Genomic DNA, 17760 nt, shown 5'->3' on the forward strand with positions numbered 1-17760 from the left:
AAATGTTTAGGAAAAGCCTGCGACTTCGCATCGTAGCTACGTTTATCGGGATTGTTCTGGTGAGTTTAATTCTCTCCTTTATGATAAATAACGGGTCCCAGGAAAAGACACCGAATCGTTTTATGGTTACTTTTGCTCAAGATCTCGCTACACTGATTAACCTGATTGATGATCCAGAAAAAGTGAAATCAAGCTTGGATATTTTTGCTCGCTACGGCTTAAATATCACTCCCGTGAATGAACAAAGTGAAGTGTTATCTTCCTTGCCAGAGGACAAAGTGCATTCGTTATTCGAGGCGGGTACAACGGATGCCATTTTTCTGTCCAGTAAAGATGGAATCGCGACCATAGGTGTTCCCGGAACAAACGAGGGGATCGGCACATTTCTGATTCAAAGTGATTTCTCCTCTCTTTTTCATACACTGCGAAACACACTCTTAACCTCACTGTTAACGGTTCTGGTCATTGGCAGCTTATTAATCCTGTTCATGTCCGGGTACATTGTGAAACCGATTAAGAGATTAACGGTTGCAGCGAAGGAGATGTCATCAGGTGACCTGTCGGTCCGCTTGAAACATAATAATCAGGATGAGTTTGGCGAACTGATGGAGAGCTTTAATCATATGGCCAGTGAGTTGCAGAAAATTGATTCGGTTCGTGATGACTTTGTCAGCAACGTCTCTCATGAAATGCAATCTCCGCTCACATCAATTAGAGGATTCACCAGAGCACTACAAGATGGTGTTATTCCATTAGAAGAGCAGAAAGAGCATTTGGATATTATATATGAAGAAACGCTGCGCTTATCGAGGCTCAGTGATAATCTGCTTCGGCTAGCCTCGCTGGATTCAGAGCATCATCCGGTTCATTTCACCACGTTCCAGGTAGATGAACAATTAAGAAGGGCGATTTTACTGGCAGAGCCGCAGTGGGCTCAGAAGGACATACAGATCGAACTGGACTTGTTGCCCTGCGAGATCACAGTGGACAAAGATTTGTTTGATCAGGTCTGGCAAAATTTAATAAACAATGCGATCAAATACACCGGTCCACAATGTGCCATTCATGTCGAAATTGAGACGTCATCTTCATTTGTGAAGGTATTGATTAGAGATTCTGGACAAGGAATACCTGAGGAAGCACTCCCGTATATCTTTGATCGATTCTACATGGTGGACAAAGCGCGAAGCAGCTCGCTTCGAGGGAATGGATTGGGTTTGTCCATTGTGATTAAAATACTGAAATTGCATCAATGTACAATTGATGTAGAGAGCGAAGTAGGAAAAGGTACACAGTTTATTGTCACGATCCCCAGATCGACCATTACACCTACATCTTAAGGCAAGCCAGAACAGAGAGAGCAATATGGAAACAATCGGTCCCTGTGCGTTCAGGATTCAGATTGCTGCCAGATTGCTTTTTTGATATCTGTATTCGCGACAAAATTTCACATATAGTTTTGTTTAGCAGTGGATCATTTGATAAAATAGAAGAGACGTTATGTGAATCTATGAACTTAATTAATTTATCATACACAGAATGGAGCCATCCAATGAAATATCGCAATATGGAAGATTGTATTAACGATCTGGAACAGCATGGTCATTTGATTCGGGTCAAAGAAGAGGTTGATCCTCATCTTGAGATGGCAGCGATCCACATGAAAGTGCACGAGGCTAAAGGCCCGGCGTTGTTATTTGAAAATGTAAAAGGTTCAAAGTTCCAGGCCGTATCCAATCTGTTCGGCACGGTGGAACGAAGCAAGTTCATGTTCCGCGGTACGCTGGAAGGCGTACAACGGGTCATGGCAGTTCGTGACGATCCCATGAAGGCGCTTAAGACACCATTTCAGCATGTCCAAACAGGTCTTGCTGCGTGGCAGGCGCTGCCAAAACAGAAGTCTATTAGTCTACCCGTGTCCGCGCAAGAGATTCAAATCTCGGACTTGCCTCTCATCAAGCACTGGCCTATGGACGGTGGGGCATTTGTGACTCTACCGCAGGTGTATTCCGAAGATCCAGATAAGCCAGGCATCATGAATTCCAATCTGGGGATGTACCGGGTTCAACTGGATGGCAATGATTTTGAAATGAACAAGGAAATTGGATTACATTATCAGATTCATCGCGGAATTGGTATACATCAAGCCAAAGCTGTCAAAAAGGGAGAACCACTGAAAGTTAGTATTTTCATTGGGGGTCCACCTGCACATACACTTTCAGCAGTTATGCCTTTGCCTGAAGGACTTAGTGAGATGACATTTGCCGGTTTGCTCGCTGGACGTCGCTTCCGGTACAGTTACAAGGACGGATATTGCATCAGTAATGATGCTGATTTTGTCATCACGGGTGATATCTACCCAGGTGAGACAAAACCCGAAGGGCCGTTCGGTGATCATCTGGGTTATTACAGTCTGACACATGAATTCCCGCTAATGCGTGTGCATAAAGTCTATGCCAAACCTAATGCCATCTGGCCGTTTACAGTTGTTGGTCGTCCACCGCAAGAGGATACGGCGTTTGGTGATTTGATTCATGAGATTACTGGAGACGCGATCAAACAGGAGATTCCAGGTGTCAAAGAAGTGCATGCGGTCGATGCGGCAGGGGTCCATCCATTGCTGTTTGCCATCGGCAGTGAACGTTACACGCCGTATCAGGCGGTGAAGCAGCCGACAGAGTTGCTTACGATTGCCAATCGTATTTTGGGTACGGGTCAGCTTAGTCTTGCGAAGTACCTGTTTATTACTGCTGAGGATCAGCAACCTCTGGATACCCACAAGGAAGTTGAATTCCTGACCTATATCTTGGAGCGTATGGATATTCAGCGGGATATTCATTTCCATACCCATACAACGATTGATACACTCGATTATTCGGGTACAGGACTGAACAGCGGAAGCAAAGTTGTTTTTGCAGCCTATGGCGACAAGGTTCGAGAGTTGTGCACGGAAGTGCCAGAGTCTTTGAAAAACATTCGTGGTTATGAGAATCCACAGCTCATCATGCCGGGTATCGTTTCGATCCAGACATCGTCCTTTACGAGTTATGCGGATACAGCACAGGAGATGCAAGCATTCACTTCTCTATTGAAAGAACAGGGAGGTCTGGACTCGTGTCCGATGATCATTCTATGTGACGACAGTTCGTTCCTGAGTGCTAACCTCAGCAACTTCTTATGGGCAACCTTTACTCGCAGCAACCCTTCACATGACATGTACGGGGTTAATAGCGGATATGACCACAAGCATTGGGGCTGTGATCAGGTGATTATTGATGCACGTACCAAACCCCATCAGGCACCGCCGCTGATTCCCGATGCTTCGGTCGAGAAGAGCATTGAACGATTTTTTGTTAAAGGGGCTAGCCTGGGTTCGATCAAAATCTAATTGGAGATGTCTTGGAGAAGTTCAAACGGAGCGTTTGAACTTCTTTGGCTTACTCTGATACGGCAATGAGGCACAAAAGTGTGTAAAAGTTTAAAACCGGGACTAATTTGGATGTTGGAGTGAGGATAAAGTCTTAGGCGTTCGTATTTACCATTGTGATTAAGGTCGTTTGAACTATGTATGAAATGAAGAATTATAACGATATAAAGAAGTATAGGTATTTTTGTGGCCCCGTTCCGTTGGGTGCTGTTACTATAATGAATTGTTCAGGGGGAATACCGATTTGAGAATCCATATTATGAACCTGCAAGACGGAGACCGTCTAACTGCGGATACATTCAGCGATGCAGGATTACACGTTCTCGGGAAGGGAACTGTGATCAAAGGTGAGGATATCACCTTGCTTATGCAGCACCGTGTAGATTATGTAGATATTGAATCACGCGAAGAAGAAATCACTGAAGCAGAATTTTTTGCAGCAGCCGCAAAGCATGCTTCGGGGATAACTACGAAGGAAGAACCGCCTGAAGAAGAGCTGAAGTCCCAATTTATTCAGACTGTACATAATTATCAAAATGCTTTTCTCGAAGCTCTGACCGTTGGCAAGTTCAACGCCACCATGGTGGATGATGCACTTCAACCGATGGTTGAAGGACTGGATGAGCAGAAAGATGTCGTTCATCTCCTGATGATGCTGGAGCGGGATGACGTCAATAACTATACACATTCAATCCAGGTAGGATTGTTGTCATTCTACCTCGCGAATTGGCTTGGATATTCTCAGAAGGAGAGTTATCAGATTAGTCGCGGTGGTTATCTGCATGACATTGGAAAGTGCAAAGTTTCCCACCGGATTCGGAACAAAACAGAACCGTTGACGGCTGATGAGCAGCTTGAAATGCGGCGTCACACTATATATGGCCATGAAATTATCAAAAATTCGATGACGGATGAAGCGACAGCACTGGTTGCTCTGCAACATCACGAGCGGGAAGATGGGTCGGGTTATCCGATGCAACTTGAGAAAAGTGAAATTCATCCATATACACAGATTGTATCTGTAGCGGATATCTATATAGGCATGAGATCCGGGAACCTCGGAGGAAGCAATCCAAACCTGATCAACAACCTTAGAGATATCTATGGAATGGGATTTGGTAAATTGAATGAAAAACCGGTTCAGGCATTGATGCAACATTTGCTTCCTAATTTCATCGGGAAACAGGTACTGCTCAGCAATGGAGAAAAAGGTGTTATTGTCATGAACAATACGTCCGATATTTTCAAACCACTCATCAAAGTGGAGTCTGAAGAATATCGCGATCTCTCCAAAGAGCGTACGCTTGCCATTGATGAATTGCTTATTTAATCTAAATATGATCTGTATACCTTACTTATATTGAGGACGGGCCTCCTGTACGAAGACAGGGGACCCGTTTTTTGTTATATCATCCTAGATGTGTTGTTCGACCAAGGAAGCAAGCGTATACTTTGCAAAGACCTTATTTTTCCTGCCAAGGAGCGATCGCTATGATTGAAGTGACAACCGAGATTACAATACATGCCTCGATTGAACGATGCTTTGACTATGCCCGGGATATTGATGTACATACTCAGACCGTCTGGCAACATACAAGAGAGCGAGCAGTTGCAGGAGTAACCACAGGAAGAATTGGAGCAGGGGATACCGTTACATTTCAGGCTACTCATTTTGGGGTCAGACAGAAGTTGAAGTCCCGAATTGTGCAGTTTGAACGACCTTTCCTCTTTGTGGATCAGATGGAGAAAGGGGCTTTCAAGAGCATGCGACATGAACATCATTTCAGTGTAATTGGGGATCAGATGACTTGCATGAGAGACACACTTCGATTCGAAGCACCACTTGGATTGCTGGGATGGGCAACGGAGCGACTTGTGCTGAAGAGATACATGCAGGCATTTCTAGAGGATCGTAATCGTAAGCTCAAAGATATGCTTGAGCAGTAGCCAGAATTGAATGGATAGAGGAGAGAAGACATTTGATGGATAATGAATATTTTGTAGGTTGGGGCACACTTGCCTTGATTAATGCCGGACTGGCTCAGGGAAAAAACAGAAGTGGTCGGAACTGGTTTCTGATTTCCCTGTTATTTGGTCCGTTGGCAACTCTTTTTATTGTGGTGTGGAATAAACTGGACTAATTCAACGATCGATATTCCGATGCATATAACGATCGATCATCCAGAATACAAGGGCTGCTGCACTAACGCCAGCACCTAACCAGCAAACGGCTGTCCAGCCCGCCCATGCATACACTTGGGTAGAAACGATGGAGCCGGTTGCACTGCCGATGGAATAAAAGATCATATAAGCTGCCGTCAGGCGGCTCTGCGCTTCGGGACGAACTTCGTAGATCAGGCTCTGGTTGGTAACATGTACGGCCTGCACGGCGAGATCGAGCAGGATAACACCCAGGATCAGAAACCAGAGAGAATGATGGACATAACCGATGGGTAGCCAGGACAAGAGCAGAATGACAAGAGCGACACCGGTTGTTTTCTGCCCAAGGCCCCGGTCGGCAAGTTTACCTGCACGGGCAGCAGCCAATGCTCCCGCCGCTCCTGCGAGACCGAATGCACCTATGACTGTATGAGACAGGGACAGTGGAGGGCTACTTAGTGGCAGAACCATGGAAGTCCATAAGATGCTGAAGGCTGTAAAAATCAGCATGGCCAGCACACCTCGTACTCGTAACACACGCAACTCACGGTACAGTTGCAAGACGGAACCGAGTAATTGGAAGTAGCTTTGTTTTACTTGTGGGGATTGTTGCCTTGGGAGAACAAAAAATAAGGCGACAATTCCGAGTAATGTAAGGCTGGCGGAGAAGAGATATACCGATCTCCACCCGAACCAATCGTTCAGCGTACCTGCAACCGTTCGTGCAAGCAAAATGCCAATGACGATTCCGCTGGTTACCAACCCGACAATGCGACCACGTTCGGAAGGGGCTGCCAAGTGTGCAGCAAAGGCAACGAGCGTTTGCGTAATGACCGCGAGTAGACCTACGACAGCCATGCCCGCGAATAAAAGTGAGCTGGACTGTGAGGTGCCTACCAGAATTAGTGCAAGTACGGATAAGAGCATTTGAATGATGATCAGCTTGCGGCGATTTAAGAGGTCACCAAGCGGAACAAGAAGAAACAGCCCCAAGGCATAACATATTTGAGTCACTGTGATGACTATCCCTATGGATGATGGAGAGAGGCTGAATTCTTGAGCGATGGAGTCCAGCAAAGGCTGAGCATAATAGATATTGGCGACCGCAAGTCCGCTGCACACGGCAAAAAGAAGAGCAACTAACCGTGACATGGCAGGACGATCCTTATTGGATAATTGTGCATCTGGAGAAGAAGTTTGCATAAATGGATGTCACCTTTCTATTCTGTACTGATTGGTATGTTATGTTTCGGGATAAACATACTTTATTTGCGTGAATTTTGTCAACAGAGAAATGGGTGAGGGTTAAATTGAAGATTATTTACCAGAGAATACGACGATAAATAACGATGCGATCGCTTCTATTCCAGATTTTTCGATTCATTTATAGCTAAAAACTCCTTTCCGGTTATTTGGTTTTGACTTTGTAATAAGAGTGAGGTTAAAATATATAAACATACTGATCGATACATAAAGAGGTGAATTGTATGGTTAGACAACGGGAATTTGATACGGATAAAGCACTTGATGCAGCGATGCATACGTTTTGGGACAAAGGGTTCGAAGCGGCATCTTTAAATGACTTGACGACCGCAATGGGCATACAACGTCCCAGTCTGTACGCGGCTTTTGGCGATAAAAAGGAATTATTCGAAACAGCACTTCGCAGGTATACCACTCAGCACGCGGCTCAAGTCAGAGCCAGACTTCAACAGGGCTCCTCCGTGCGGGAAGCCTTTCGTGGATTGTTTGAACATATTGGAGCACAGGGGAGTGTGACCGAGCCTAGTCACGGCTGTTTTTGCATTAATACGATGGTTGAGCTGGCTCCACATGATCCCAAATTCGCTATCCTTACACGCGAGCATCAGATGTACCTGGGTGTTCTTTTCAAAGAAACGATAGAACGAGGGCAACAGAGCGGGGAGTTGTCTACTGACATGAACGCGAGTGCGGTCGCACAGTCCCTGGTAGTATCCATGATTGGACTGACTGTACTGATGAAATCAGGACCAGACCGCTTATTTGTAGAGCAGAGCATCCAAGTTACGCTGTCTTTGTTACATTAATAGGGAATTATTCTGTTTAAAGTGATGCGGAGTTGCTACAATATATTTAAGAATTGAGCAGATATAGGAGGAGATCAGAAATGAATACGAAGTTGCGCTGTGCCGTTTTGGATGATTATCAGAACGTTGCGCTGACGTCGGCGGACTGGGGTCCGTTGATGGATCAGGTGGAGATTCAGACATTCAACAACTATATGGGCTCGGAAGAAAAAGTCATTCAGGAATTGCAGGATTTTGATATTGTGGTTCTGATGCGGGAACGTACACCGTTCCCGGAGAAGGTCATTTCGCAGCTCCCTAAGCTAAAACTTCTGATTACAAGTGGTATGCGCAACGCATCGATAGATCTCAAGGCTGCAGAGAAGAACGGCATCATTGTGTGTGGAACTGACGGAAGCTCTAATCCGCCGACTGAGCTTACATGGGCACTGATTCTGGGGCTGTCCAGACAACTGGTTACAGAAAATAATGCACTTCGCTCCAATCGAAACTGGCAGAGCACGGTCGGGTTGGATCTGCATGGGAGAACACTTGGATTGCTTGGTTTGGGCAAGATAGGTACTCGCATGGCTGAAATTGCACAAGCATTTGGCATGAATGTGATGGCCTGGAGCGAGAATCTAACACAAGAGAAAGCGGAAAAACATGGTGTCATCTGGTCCGAGACCAAGGAGCAATTGCTTGCAGAGAGCGACATCGTATCCATTCATCTGGTGTTAAGTGACCGTACGCGGAATCTGATCGGACAAGCCGAATTTCAACTAATGAAATCGAGTGCGCTACTCATCAATACGTCGCGAGCGGGCATTGTCGATCAGGAAGCTATGGTGGAGGCATTGCAGCGTGGTGTGATTGCTGGTGCTGGTCTGGATGTATATGAGCAGGAACCGCTACCCGTTAACCATGTGATGCGAACATTGCCCAACGTTCTGGCCACACCGCATCTGGGTTATGTGACTCGTGGGAATTATGAGATCTATTATAATCATACCGTAGAGAATATAGCGATGTTCCTGAAGGGAACACCGATCAGACAACTGCTTTCTTAGAATGAACGTATGCGGAGTATGACTCTGCTATAGTTATATAGAATCAACGACAAATAAGGTGCTGCCAGGAAAGAGTTAGACCTGAGCAACACCTTTTTAGTATATCTGTGTAGCAGGACAAATAAAGGGATAGCCGTAAAATATATTCTATCCTAATGCCCATACCCCTCACCAAATTTAACTGTGTTGTCCTCGCTGGGAGGAATGAATCATGGCGACGCTTGATTCACGAACGATTAAGCGCGGTTCAAATTGGATGTGTTCGTAATCGGTCGTATTCATCTCCCGAATTCGTTTTAACAACAGCTCGGTAGCAAGTCTGGCGACTTCTTCGCCCATAATGGACACGGAACTAATCTGAGGAGACGTGACGGTTGTCCATTGATTGTTATCCACACCCACAACAGCCACATCTTCAGGTACACGAACCCCTAACTCCTTGAACCGATTAACCAATCCGATGGCAACCATATCATTAATGGCATAGACGGCATCTGGCATATGCGTAAGTCCATAGAAATAATCTGCAGCATTGGCACCTGTATTTAATGAAAAGTCCTCACCAAAGTAGACGAGAGAAATGTCCACATGACCTACGGCTTGCTCATACGCACGAAAGCGTTCTTCAATAATGTCCTTCGGTGCTCCCGCATATGCAATTCGAGTTCGACCGATCTTGAACAGATGCTCCATCACCAGTTTGCCTTCAGGTTGAGACAAAGAGACGATATCTGCCTTCATGCCAGGTTCCAGTTTTTTGCCGTAATTAATCATGGAAATAGGGAGCGGCGCTTTATCAATCAGTCCGGGTAACGTTTTGGGGTACGCCAGAGGCATGAAGATTAGTCCGTCCACATGCAATTTTTTGACATTACGAATGGTTTCAAGCTCCGTTCTGGCATTGCCTGCCGTATTGATCTGAACGACATGGTACCCATGTTGCTTCGCCGTTTGCTCTACAGACCAGGAGATTTCCGGAATGATGGCGTTTCGTATGTCGGGTACAACAAGAGCGATCTGGTGCGTTTGCCGGATTTTCAGACTCTGTGCCGAGGTGTTGGGTACAAACCCCAGTTCTTCAATGGCCTGCATCACCTTATCCCGTGTTTTACTGCTGATGCCTTCTGAATTGTTGATGGCCCGGGATACGGTAGCGATGCCCACGCCGGCACGCTCTGCAACGTCCTTGATCGTAAGTTTCTGTTCTTTCCTCAATGTACGGTTACCTCACTTTAACGGAAACGATTCCGAATTATTAGGAATATGTATGAACTTCACGATAGTTATATAACTTGATTATAACATTTGAACAATGAAGTATCCCGTGAAAGGGCCAGATTTATGGCAACGCCTGATTAAATTTCAATGGGACTACAATAATATTTGCCATAATATATGTTAATAACAAGGATTACATCGTTTGTAATACCGCTAAGATCACTTGAATTAAAGTGCGAGCATTCTTAAGTGAACTCGATATGATCATGAAATAGCCATATTAGTGGAGAAATATGTTTGACAGCGTATCTAAAATGTGACATATTTAATTTACGGAAACGTTTCCGATTATATCACAAATTATGATCTGGGAGATGAAATGAATGAAAGCATTACGTTGGCATGGAGTCAAAGATTTACGTCTCGAAAATATTAATGAACCTCAGCCTGAAGAAGGAAAGGTCAAAATAAAAGTGGAATGGTGCGGTATCTGCGGCAGTGATTTGCACGAGTACACAGCAGGTCCAATCTTCATTCCCGCTCAAGCACCGCATCCGCTAACAGGGGAACAAGCGCCTATAGTTATGGGGCATGAATTCTCAGGACAGGTGGTTGAAGTAGGGGAAGGTGTTACGCGTTTCAAGGCGGGCGATCGTGTTGTGGTAGAACCCATCTATGCATGTGGACACTGCGAAGCTTGTAAACAGGGCAGATACAATCTGTGCGATCAGATGGGTTTCCTTGGACTCGCTGGAGGCGGAGGAGGATTCTCCGAGTATGTAACTGCTGCAGAAAATATGGTACATGCCATTCCGGATTCAATCTCGTATGAGCAAGGTGCGTTGGTTGAACCTTCAGCTGTAGCACTTCACGCTGTGCGCCAAAGCAAGCTGAAAGTGGGAGATACGGCAGCCGTGTTTGGCGCAGGCCCAATCGGGTTACTGGTCATCGAAGCGCTTAAAGCTTCGGGAGCGTCGGATATTTATGTGGTGGAGTTATCGGATGAACGGAAAGCAAAAGCCGAAGAGCTCGGTGCCATTGTGATTGATCCAATGCAGTTTAATGTCGTGGAAGAGATCCATCAACGTACACAAGGCGGCGTTAACGTAGCCTATGAAGTAACTGGTGTTCCACGTGTTCTGCAACAAGCCATCGATTCAACACGTATTGGTGGAGAGTTGATGATCGTCAGCATTTTTGAACAGGAAGCACCGATTCACCCGAACTCAATTGTCATGAAAGAGCGTACGGTCAATGGCATTATCGGTTATCGCGATGTGTTCCCGGCGGTGATCAGTCTGATGGATAAAGGTTTCTTCCCGGCTGACAAGCTGGTGACCAAACGAATTTCGTTGGATGAAGTGGTAGAGCATGGATTTGAAGCACTGTTGAAAGAGAAAAATCAGGTTAAGATTTTGGTAAAAGCTGAATAGAAATCACAGACAGTAAGAACAAGTAGACAGCACATCAACAGATGTGATTGTCTACTTTTTTTGTATAAATAGGGCGGAATTTGTTGCATGTGCGGGTGGTTTTACATAGTATAAAAAGATACAAATTGTATCATCTTGGTGTGAAGGTAATGATGATGAAAAAATGAAGGAGGAAGCGGACATGCAGAGACATACAAAATGGACAGCCGTAATTTTGACCATTGTCGCAGGAATGAGCTGGATGCTTATGGGGAACTCCAAGCCAAAAAACACCACGTCAACGAGTCAACCCCCTGCGACGGAACGTGGGCTTGCCAAGGTGTCGAATGCACCAATCAGTTCAGCGGATGTAACATCGAAGATCGAACTGCTAGGCAGACCTTTTACCAAAACACCATATGCTAATAACGTCTGGGACATGCAACTGTACAACGGCAAAATATATTTGGGCCACGGAAATAGTAGCAATCTGGGCGTAGCTCCTAATTCAGGCCCTATTCCAGTCATTTATTATGATACAGCGAATGCAAAATTCAAGACCCAGTCAGTGACTAATAGCAACCCGAGCATCTTGCCATCAACGAAGATGTATGTGGATGAGGAACAGATTGATATCTACAGAGTACTAAACGACAAGTTATATATTCCTGGCAATGATTCCGATAGTGAACAGTGGGAACTGGGTAACTTCTATCGTCTGGATGGAGAGGTGTGGACCAAATATCGCAATCTGCCGCTGGGTGTACACGTATACGATTTGGCATCTTATCAGGGTAAAATGTTTGCCGCGCTGGGTACAGAGTCCAAACCAACCATTCTAATCTCTCATAATGAAGGTGAAACTTGGCAAAAATATGCGACCATTAATACGTTTGGTTTCCGGGCTTATACCATGTTCCATCTTAATGGCAAGTTATATGCATCTGGCATGATGTATCCTGCCAATAAAATATGGAATGACAAAACTAATATTTTGGAGATTAATGAAAAGCTTGAGAAACGGGATGTTGTCATCTATGGTAACAAAATGCTGCCTGGACTAACCTATCAAACGGGCACGATTCCTTATAATAAAATAGGCAAAAATGTTAACTTCAATAACAAGTTGCTCTATATAGCGGGAGGCGTGTTCAATGATGGGCAGTTGCTGCCCAAATCTTTGAATGTCATGACCGACATCAATCAGGCAAGGCGAGTTAATCTCCCGGATGCCAAGGCGCTCCCAACCGATGTGCTGTTGCGTGATGGCAAGGTGTATGTGCTTACGTACACTCGCCAAAGTGCCAATCTGTATATCAATCGGGTCTACCAATCCACTGATCTGACCACATGGAATGAGATTTTACGTTTTAACCAGGACACCTATGCCAAGTCTTTCGAAGAGAACGAGGGTGACTTCTACTTTGGTCTGGGTACCGATCCGGATGTGTTATCAACTTCATCAGGGAAATTGCTTCGAGTGAATCGCAGTGATATCCCCGTGAATGCTAATTAAATTGGAAGGAAGATTATGGATTATATACTATGCTACATCCACATTATTGGTGACCGGGAAAATACTTTAAGATGTAGTAGAGTGCATGTCAGACTGCTTCGGTAGTGTGATCCAACAGAGGCTGCCGTAAGGTAGCTTTCTTTTTTTTCTATAAGAGTAGTTTGAACGCCCAACTTCGAAAATTTGAAAATAAAATTAAGAAACTATAAAATGGATAGAGAAATAATCCTAAACCAGTCAACTGGATTACACGTGTTACAATATACAAAAGCATGTCGCATTTCATGTGGATGCGGAGTTCCACACTTCCAATTGCAAAGGAGCAATGTACTATGAACGTACCTTCAGCATTATTCAAACCTTTCACCTCGGACAAGCTAACATTGTCTAATCGAATCGTTATGGCACCCATGACTCGCGGATTCTCACCAGAGGGTGTACCTGGACCAGAAGTTGCTGAATACTATCGTCGCAGAGCAGCAGGTGGAGTGGGGCTCATCATAACGGAAGGCACAGGCATTAATCATCCATCTTCGGTTAGTGGAGCGAGTATTCCATTATTCCATGGTGAAGATTCGTTGCAAGGATGGGCTAATGTAGTGAAAGCAGTACATGAAGCGGGTGGCAAAATCATGCCACAATTGTGGCATGTGGGTACAGCACGTCGTTCCGGTGACTTGCCTAACGCAGAAGCTGAGCCTGTAAGTCCGTCAGGGGTTAGCATGGCAGGTGAACCATCACGTGAACCATTAACGGAAGAGGAGATTCAAGGTCTTGTACAGGCATTTGCCCAAGCGGCAGCGGATGCACAGCGAATCGGGTTTGACGGCATTGAACTGCACGGAGCCCATGGATACCTGATTGACCAATTCTTCTGGGAGCAGACGAATCGACGGACCGACAATTATGGTGGTGATTTGGTACGGCGAACCCAATTTGCGGTTGAAGTGATTGAAGCTTGTCGTGCGGCGGTTGGTCCTAATTTCCCAATTGTGCTCCGGTTCTCCCAATGGAAGATGGGGAATTATGAGGCACGTCTGGTGGAGACGCCAGAACAATTGGAGCAATTCTTGGCCCCACTTAGTACTGCTGGCGTGGATATATTCCATTGCTCTACACGCCGGTTCTGGTTACCGGAATTCGAAGGATCTGAGCTGAATCTTGCGGGTTGGACGCAAAAAATAACGGGTAAACCAGCTATTTCAGTTGGATCGGTAGGTCTTGAAGCTGAATTCGTAGACAGAGCAACCGAGAACCAGGGAACAGGTGATGCCCATTTGGATCAATTAAATGAGAAGTTGGAGAACAATGAATTTGACTTGATCGCCTTGGGTCGTGTTCTGCTTAGTGATCCCGAATGGCCTGCCAAAGTTCGTGAAGATCGCATATCCGAAATCATTCCATTTACAACGGAAGTGTTGCAAACACTCCATTAATAGAAGCCTAATAACGTTTGGTGAAAGGTGAACTAACACTGAACGGCAACGATTTACAACAAAAAGTAAAACAAAAACGAACAAATAGGCCGCCTTTGGGCGGCTTTTTGATCTTCCTATACTAATAATTTCAACATATGAAAAATTCACAATATAAAATCGTTTTCTGCACCGTTACTCCTTTTTATTCTCCACATACATCGCACACGCGCCTAGTCACAACACCATTAAGTTCCACATCTCAGGTTCCAGTGCAACCACTTTTTTTACCGCTTAAGTGTCTGAACAACTTTTCAATCTTCAGTACGACTTATTTTGAAAATCTACCACCTTATGATAAGGTTAGGCCTGAACCCAAGGGTTGCCAAGATGACATTACATAAGGAGGATGAATATCCTTGCACAACTATAGGTACAACTCGAATAATAAATGGAGAAAACCATTGCATATGATGTGTCTTCTGCTGGGGATCGTTTTGCTTTTATCGGCATGTGGCCAAGCACAGAAACCTTCCTCCGCAACGGACTCGAACACCGGCTCAAACGCTGGCTCCAACTCAGGGCAATCTTCTTCATCGCCGGAGCAGAATACCGCTCCACCGCAGGAAGAAGTACCAGAGGAACCGCAAGAAGAAGTCGATCCGGTGCAGGAGCAGCTCAATTCATTAACGTTAGAAGAGAAGATTGGACAGATGATACTGGCCGGTGTTCAAGGGACAACGTTGGATGATCAAGCCAAACAGATGATTACGAATCAAAAGGTAGGGGGCATTATTTTCTATGCCAACAATGTATCAACACTCGAGGGAACAGCCAAGTTTGTACAATCCATCAAGGAAGCGAATCAGTCCAACCCGGTACCGATCTTCATGAGTGTGGATCAGGAGGGCGGCAAAGTGAGCCGTATGCCGGAGACGGTGGAATCCATTCCTTCCAGTAGAAAAGTAGGGGAGACGAAAGATAGCGCGCTTGCTGAAACGATGGGCGAATTACTGGCCAGACAAGTTCAGCTTGCGGGTTTTAATGTGGACTTTGCTCCTGTGTTGGATGTGAATAGTAACCCGAAGAACCCGGTGATTGGAGATCGTTCATTCGGCAGCTCGGCAGAACTGGTGTCACGTATGGGGATTGCAGAGATGAAGGGACTACGTAATGAAGGCATTATTCCGGTAGTGAAACATTTTCCGGGTCATGGTGATACGTCCGTGGACTCCCATCTCGATCTCCCTGTCGTGAATAAAACGGAAAAACAACTGGCCGAGCTTGAATGGATTCCGTTCCAGGCCGCAGTGAAGGAGCAGGTAGAGGCGGTCATGGTTGCACACATTTTGTTCCCGAAGCTGGACCCGGATCATCCGGCTTCCTTATCGGATGTCATTATAGGTGAACATTTGCGCGGGAAGTTCAATTATGATGGTGTCGTCATCACAGATGACCTGAGTATGGGTGCAATCGCGAAGAACTACAAGTTGGACCAGGCAGCCCTAGCAACTGTTAAAGCAGGAAGTGACATTCTGTTGGTAGCTCACAGTTATGAGAGTGCCAAGACGATTTTTGATACGCTAATAAGTGCAGTAAAGTCAGGCAAAATCACCGAGTCCCGAATTGATGAAAGTGTATATCGTATCCTGGCATTGAAGCAACAATACAAGTTATCCGATGATCAGAAAGCTTCCGGAGACCTGAAGCAATTGAATGCAGATATTGTGGATTGGCGTAAGCAAATCGATGCTAGATAATAAATCCTGTGTTATGATTTTGCCAGAGGTGAGATCCAATAATGTATACCATTATGATAATAGAGGACGATCCCAAGATTGCGGGATTATTGAAATCACATATTGAACGCTACGGGGACCGGGCCGTACTGGTCGAGGATTTTGAGATGATTGTGCAACAGTTTGAGCAGGTACAGCCACATGTGGTACTTCTGGATATCAACTTGCCCAGTTACGATGGTTTCTATTGGTGCCGCCAGATTCGTACGCTGTCTACATGCCCCATTTTGTTTATCTCCGCACGGAGTGGGAAGATGGATCAGGTCATGGCACTGGAGAACGGGGCGGATGATTATATTACGAAGCCATTTGAGCATGAGATTGTTATAGCAAAAATTCGAAGTCAGCTGCGCCGGGTATATGGGGACTATGCTGCTCGTGATGAAGAACGCAAGGTGGAACTGGACGGTTTGGTCGTGTACTTGGAAAGACTGGAGATTCAGCTTGGTGATCGCAAAGTACAGCTGACGAAGAAGGAAACGATTCTGCTGGAAACGTTACTCCGCCGCAGTCCCAAGCTGGTGAGCAGAGAGACAATCTTGGAGAAGCTGTGGGATGACTCTTTTGTGGATGACAATACACTCAGCGTAAACGTTACTCGGGTGCGTAAACGATTAGCCGAACTTGGTATTACGGACGCACTGGAAACGGTCAGAGGTTCGGGTTACCGATTGAACAATACCTGGAAGGCCTCATCACCATCATGAGATTGTTTATACGAGAACATCTCGCTTTAACGTGCTGGGTTGTTGCCATCTTGTTCACCGTTGTTGCAGTGTTCTGGTATGACGGTTACAACGATTGGGTCACGGCTGCTTATGCCGTAGCGTTGGGATTATTTTTATACATCGGATATTTGGTGTATCGTTATTATTCACATCGCTCCTTTTATACCCGGATGTCACGGTCGATGGATTCGCTGAAGGAATTTGTACCATTGAACGAAACAAGTCCTTTATCACTGGCGCTGGAAAAGCTGCTGGATTCACAATACGGACAGTACCATGCTCATCTCCATCGGCTGGAACAACGGCAGCAAGAATATCTGACATTCATGAACCAGTGGGTCCATCAGATGAAGACACCGTTATCCGTTATTGAGTTGACCGTGGAAGGTCAGGAAGATGATGATCCTCGGCTCGTAAGCATTCGGGAGGAAGCGGACCAGATGAGGCGAGGCTTGGAGACTGTGCTGTATGTGGCCCGGTTGGATACCTTCGAACAGGATTTCAGTGTGGAACCTGTGATACTGAGGACCGCTGGGGGAGAGGCGATCCATGAGCTGAAACGGTTCTTCATCCGCAATCACGTCTATCCAGAGATACATATCGATTCTGCGCTGGTTGTGCAATCCGATGCCAAGTGGATTCGTTTTGTCTTGGTACAGTTACTGTCCAATGCAATCAAATATTCCGCGGGCAGCGGGCAAAAGATCTATGTGCGTGCGTATGAAGCCGAACGCTCCATCATACTGGAAGTGCAGGATCAGGGCATCGGAATTCCGAAGTCTGATCTAAACCGGGTATTCCAGCCTTTCTTCACCGGGGAGAACGGGCGTCATTTCAAAGAGTCCACAGGCATGGGGCTGTATATTGCCAAAGAAGTGTTAACACGGATGAATCATAGGATTGATCTTGAATCTGTGTACGGCGAAGGAACGACTGTCCGAATTACATTCAACTCTTGAAGTGACAG

15 protein-coding genes are annotated in these 17760 nt (G+C 45.6%); 13 read left to right on the forward strand and 2 right to left on the reverse strand.

Annotation, left to right across the window (positions count from 1 at the left end):
- Nucleotides 1-2 precede the first annotated feature (2 nt).
- The 5 genes from MKY01_RS13460 to MKY01_RS13480 all read left to right on the forward strand — a co-directional run bounded on the left by MKY01_RS13460 (nt 3) and on the right by MKY01_RS13480 (nt 5568).
- Nucleotides 3-1340, forward strand: a complete 1338-nt coding sequence (locus tag MKY01_RS13460) for a HAMP domain-containing sensor histidine kinase (RefSeq protein ID WP_339286599.1) — start codon at nt 3-5, stop codon at nt 1338-1340.
- Nucleotides 1341-1552: 212 nt separating this feature from the next.
- Nucleotides 1553-3388 carry a UbiD family decarboxylase gene (locus tag MKY01_RS13465; protein WP_339286601.1) on the forward strand — a complete coding sequence of 612 codons (1836 nt, stop codon included), beginning with the start codon at nt 1553-1555 and terminating at the stop codon, nt 3386-3388.
- A 283-nt stretch (nt 3389-3671) separates the two neighbouring features.
- Nucleotides 3672-4757 (forward strand): HD domain-containing protein, encoded by a 1086-nt coding sequence (locus tag MKY01_RS13470; RefSeq protein ID WP_339286603.1) that lies wholly within the window; start codon nt 3672-3674, stop codon nt 4755-4757.
- A 161-nt stretch (nt 4758-4918) separates the two neighbouring features.
- Nucleotides 4919-5374: an SRPBCC family protein gene (locus MKY01_RS13475; protein ID WP_047842714.1), complete on the forward strand. Its 456-nt coding sequence runs from the start codon at nt 4919-4921 to the stop codon at nt 5372-5374.
- A gap of 32 nt (nt 5375-5406) precedes the next feature.
- Nucleotides 5407-5568, forward strand: coding sequence for a hypothetical protein (locus MKY01_RS13480; protein WP_155985038.1), 162 nt, complete (start codon nt 5407-5409; stop codon nt 5566-5568).
- A gap of 1 nt (nt 5569) precedes the next feature.
- On the opposite strand, the gene MKY01_RS13485 is transcribed toward MKY01_RS13480, so the two are convergent.
- Complete coding sequence (locus MKY01_RS13485) at nt 5570-6790, reverse strand: MFS transporter (RefSeq protein WP_339286606.1); 1221 nt, start codon at nt 6788-6790, stop codon at nt 5570-5572.
- Nucleotides 6791-7074: 284 nt separating this feature from the next.
- On the opposite strand from MKY01_RS13485, the gene MKY01_RS13490 reads away from it, so the two are divergent.
- Nucleotides 7075-7656 (forward strand): TetR/AcrR family transcriptional regulator, encoded by a 582-nt coding sequence (locus MKY01_RS13490; RefSeq protein ID WP_339286608.1) that lies wholly within the window; start codon nt 7075-7077, stop codon nt 7654-7656.
- Nucleotides 7657-7736: 80 nt separating this feature from the next.
- Nucleotides 7737-8705: a D-2-hydroxyacid dehydrogenase family protein gene (locus tag MKY01_RS13495; RefSeq protein WP_339286610.1), complete on the forward strand. Its 969-nt coding sequence runs from the start codon at nt 7737-7739 to the stop codon at nt 8703-8705.
- A gap of 177 nt (nt 8706-8882) precedes the next feature.
- Here the strand turns inward: MKY01_RS13495 and MKY01_RS13500 are convergent, their stop codons facing one another.
- Nucleotides 8883-9920: a LacI family DNA-binding transcriptional regulator gene (locus tag MKY01_RS13500; protein ID WP_339286612.1), complete on the reverse strand. Its 1038-nt coding sequence runs from the start codon at nt 9918-9920 to the stop codon at nt 8883-8885.
- Nucleotides 9921-10306: 386 nt separating this feature from the next.
- Between MKY01_RS13500 and MKY01_RS13505 the strand changes: the two genes are divergently transcribed.
- From MKY01_RS13505 to MKY01_RS13530, 6 genes are all read left to right on the forward strand, one after another.
- A complete protein-coding gene (locus MKY01_RS13505) occupies nt 10307-11356 on the forward strand; it encodes a 2,3-butanediol dehydrogenase (protein ID WP_017688800.1) in 1050 nt (349 codons plus the stop codon).
- A gap of 181 nt (nt 11357-11537) precedes the next feature.
- Nucleotides 11538-12851 (forward strand): hypothetical protein, encoded by a 1314-nt coding sequence (locus MKY01_RS13510; RefSeq protein ID WP_339286614.1) that lies wholly within the window; start codon nt 11538-11540, stop codon nt 12849-12851.
- Nucleotides 12852-13183: 332 nt separating this feature from the next.
- Nucleotides 13184-14287: an NADH:flavin oxidoreductase gene (locus MKY01_RS13515; RefSeq protein ID WP_339286616.1), complete on the forward strand. Its 1104-nt coding sequence runs from the start codon at nt 13184-13186 to the stop codon at nt 14285-14287.
- A 398-nt stretch (nt 14288-14685) separates the two neighbouring features.
- Entirely contained in the window at nt 14686-16026 is a 1341-nt protein-coding gene (gene nagZ, locus MKY01_RS13520) for a beta-N-acetylhexosaminidase (RefSeq protein WP_339286617.1), read from the forward strand.
- 41 nt (nt 16027-16067) lie between these two features.
- Entirely contained in the window at nt 16068-16772 is a 705-nt protein-coding gene (locus MKY01_RS13525) for a response regulator transcription factor (RefSeq protein WP_047842720.1), read from the forward strand.
- Nucleotides 16769-17752, forward strand: coding sequence for a sensor histidine kinase (locus MKY01_RS13530; RefSeq protein ID WP_339286618.1), 984 nt, complete (start codon nt 16769-16771; stop codon nt 17750-17752). Before MKY01_RS13525 ends, MKY01_RS13530 begins: the two co-directional genes overlap by 4 nt.
- The last annotated feature ends 8 nt before the right edge of the window (nt 17753-17760 follow it).

The organism is Paenibacillus sp. FSL R5-0486 (assembly GCF_037975155.1).
Classification (GTDB): domain Bacteria; phylum Bacillota; class Bacilli; order Paenibacillales; family Paenibacillaceae; genus Paenibacillus; species Paenibacillus amylolyticus.

What these genes read in the sequence shown, in the direction of transcription:
- MKY01_RS13460 (WP_339286599.1), top strand. Translation starts at nt 3, where the DNA reads ATGTTTAGGAAAAGCCTGCGACTTCGCATCGTAGCTACGTTTATCGGG.
- MKY01_RS13465 (WP_339286601.1), top strand. Translation starts at nt 1,553, where the DNA reads ATGAAATATCGCAATATGGAAGATTGTATTAACGATCTGGAACAGCAT.
- MKY01_RS13475 (WP_047842714.1), top strand. Translation starts at nt 4,919, where the DNA reads ATGATTGAAGTGACAACCGAGATTACAATACATGCCTCGATTGAACGA.
- MKY01_RS13485 (WP_339286606.1), bottom strand. Translation starts at nt 6,790, where the DNA reads ATGCAAACTTCTTCTCCAGATGCACAATTATCCAATAAGGATCGTCCT.
- MKY01_RS13490 (WP_339286608.1), top strand. Translation starts at nt 7,075, where the DNA reads ATGGTTAGACAACGGGAATTTGATACGGATAAAGCACTTGATGCAGCG.
- MKY01_RS13495 (WP_339286610.1), top strand. Translation starts at nt 7,737, where the DNA reads ATGAATACGAAGTTGCGCTGTGCCGTTTTGGATGATTATCAGAACGTT.
- MKY01_RS13505 (WP_017688800.1), top strand. Translation starts at nt 10,307, where the DNA reads ATGAAAGCATTACGTTGGCATGGAGTCAAAGATTTACGTCTCGAAAAT.
- MKY01_RS13510 (WP_339286614.1), top strand. Translation starts at nt 11,538, where the DNA reads ATGCAGAGACATACAAAATGGACAGCCGTAATTTTGACCATTGTCGCA.
- MKY01_RS13515 (WP_339286616.1), top strand. Translation starts at nt 13,184, where the DNA reads ATGAACGTACCTTCAGCATTATTCAAACCTTTCACCTCGGACAAGCTA.
- MKY01_RS13525 (WP_047842720.1), top strand. Translation starts at nt 16,068, where the DNA reads ATGTATACCATTATGATAATAGAGGACGATCCCAAGATTGCGGGATTA.
- MKY01_RS13530 (WP_339286618.1), top strand. Translation starts at nt 16,769, where the DNA reads ATGAGATTGTTTATACGAGAACATCTCGCTTTAACGTGCTGGGTTGTT.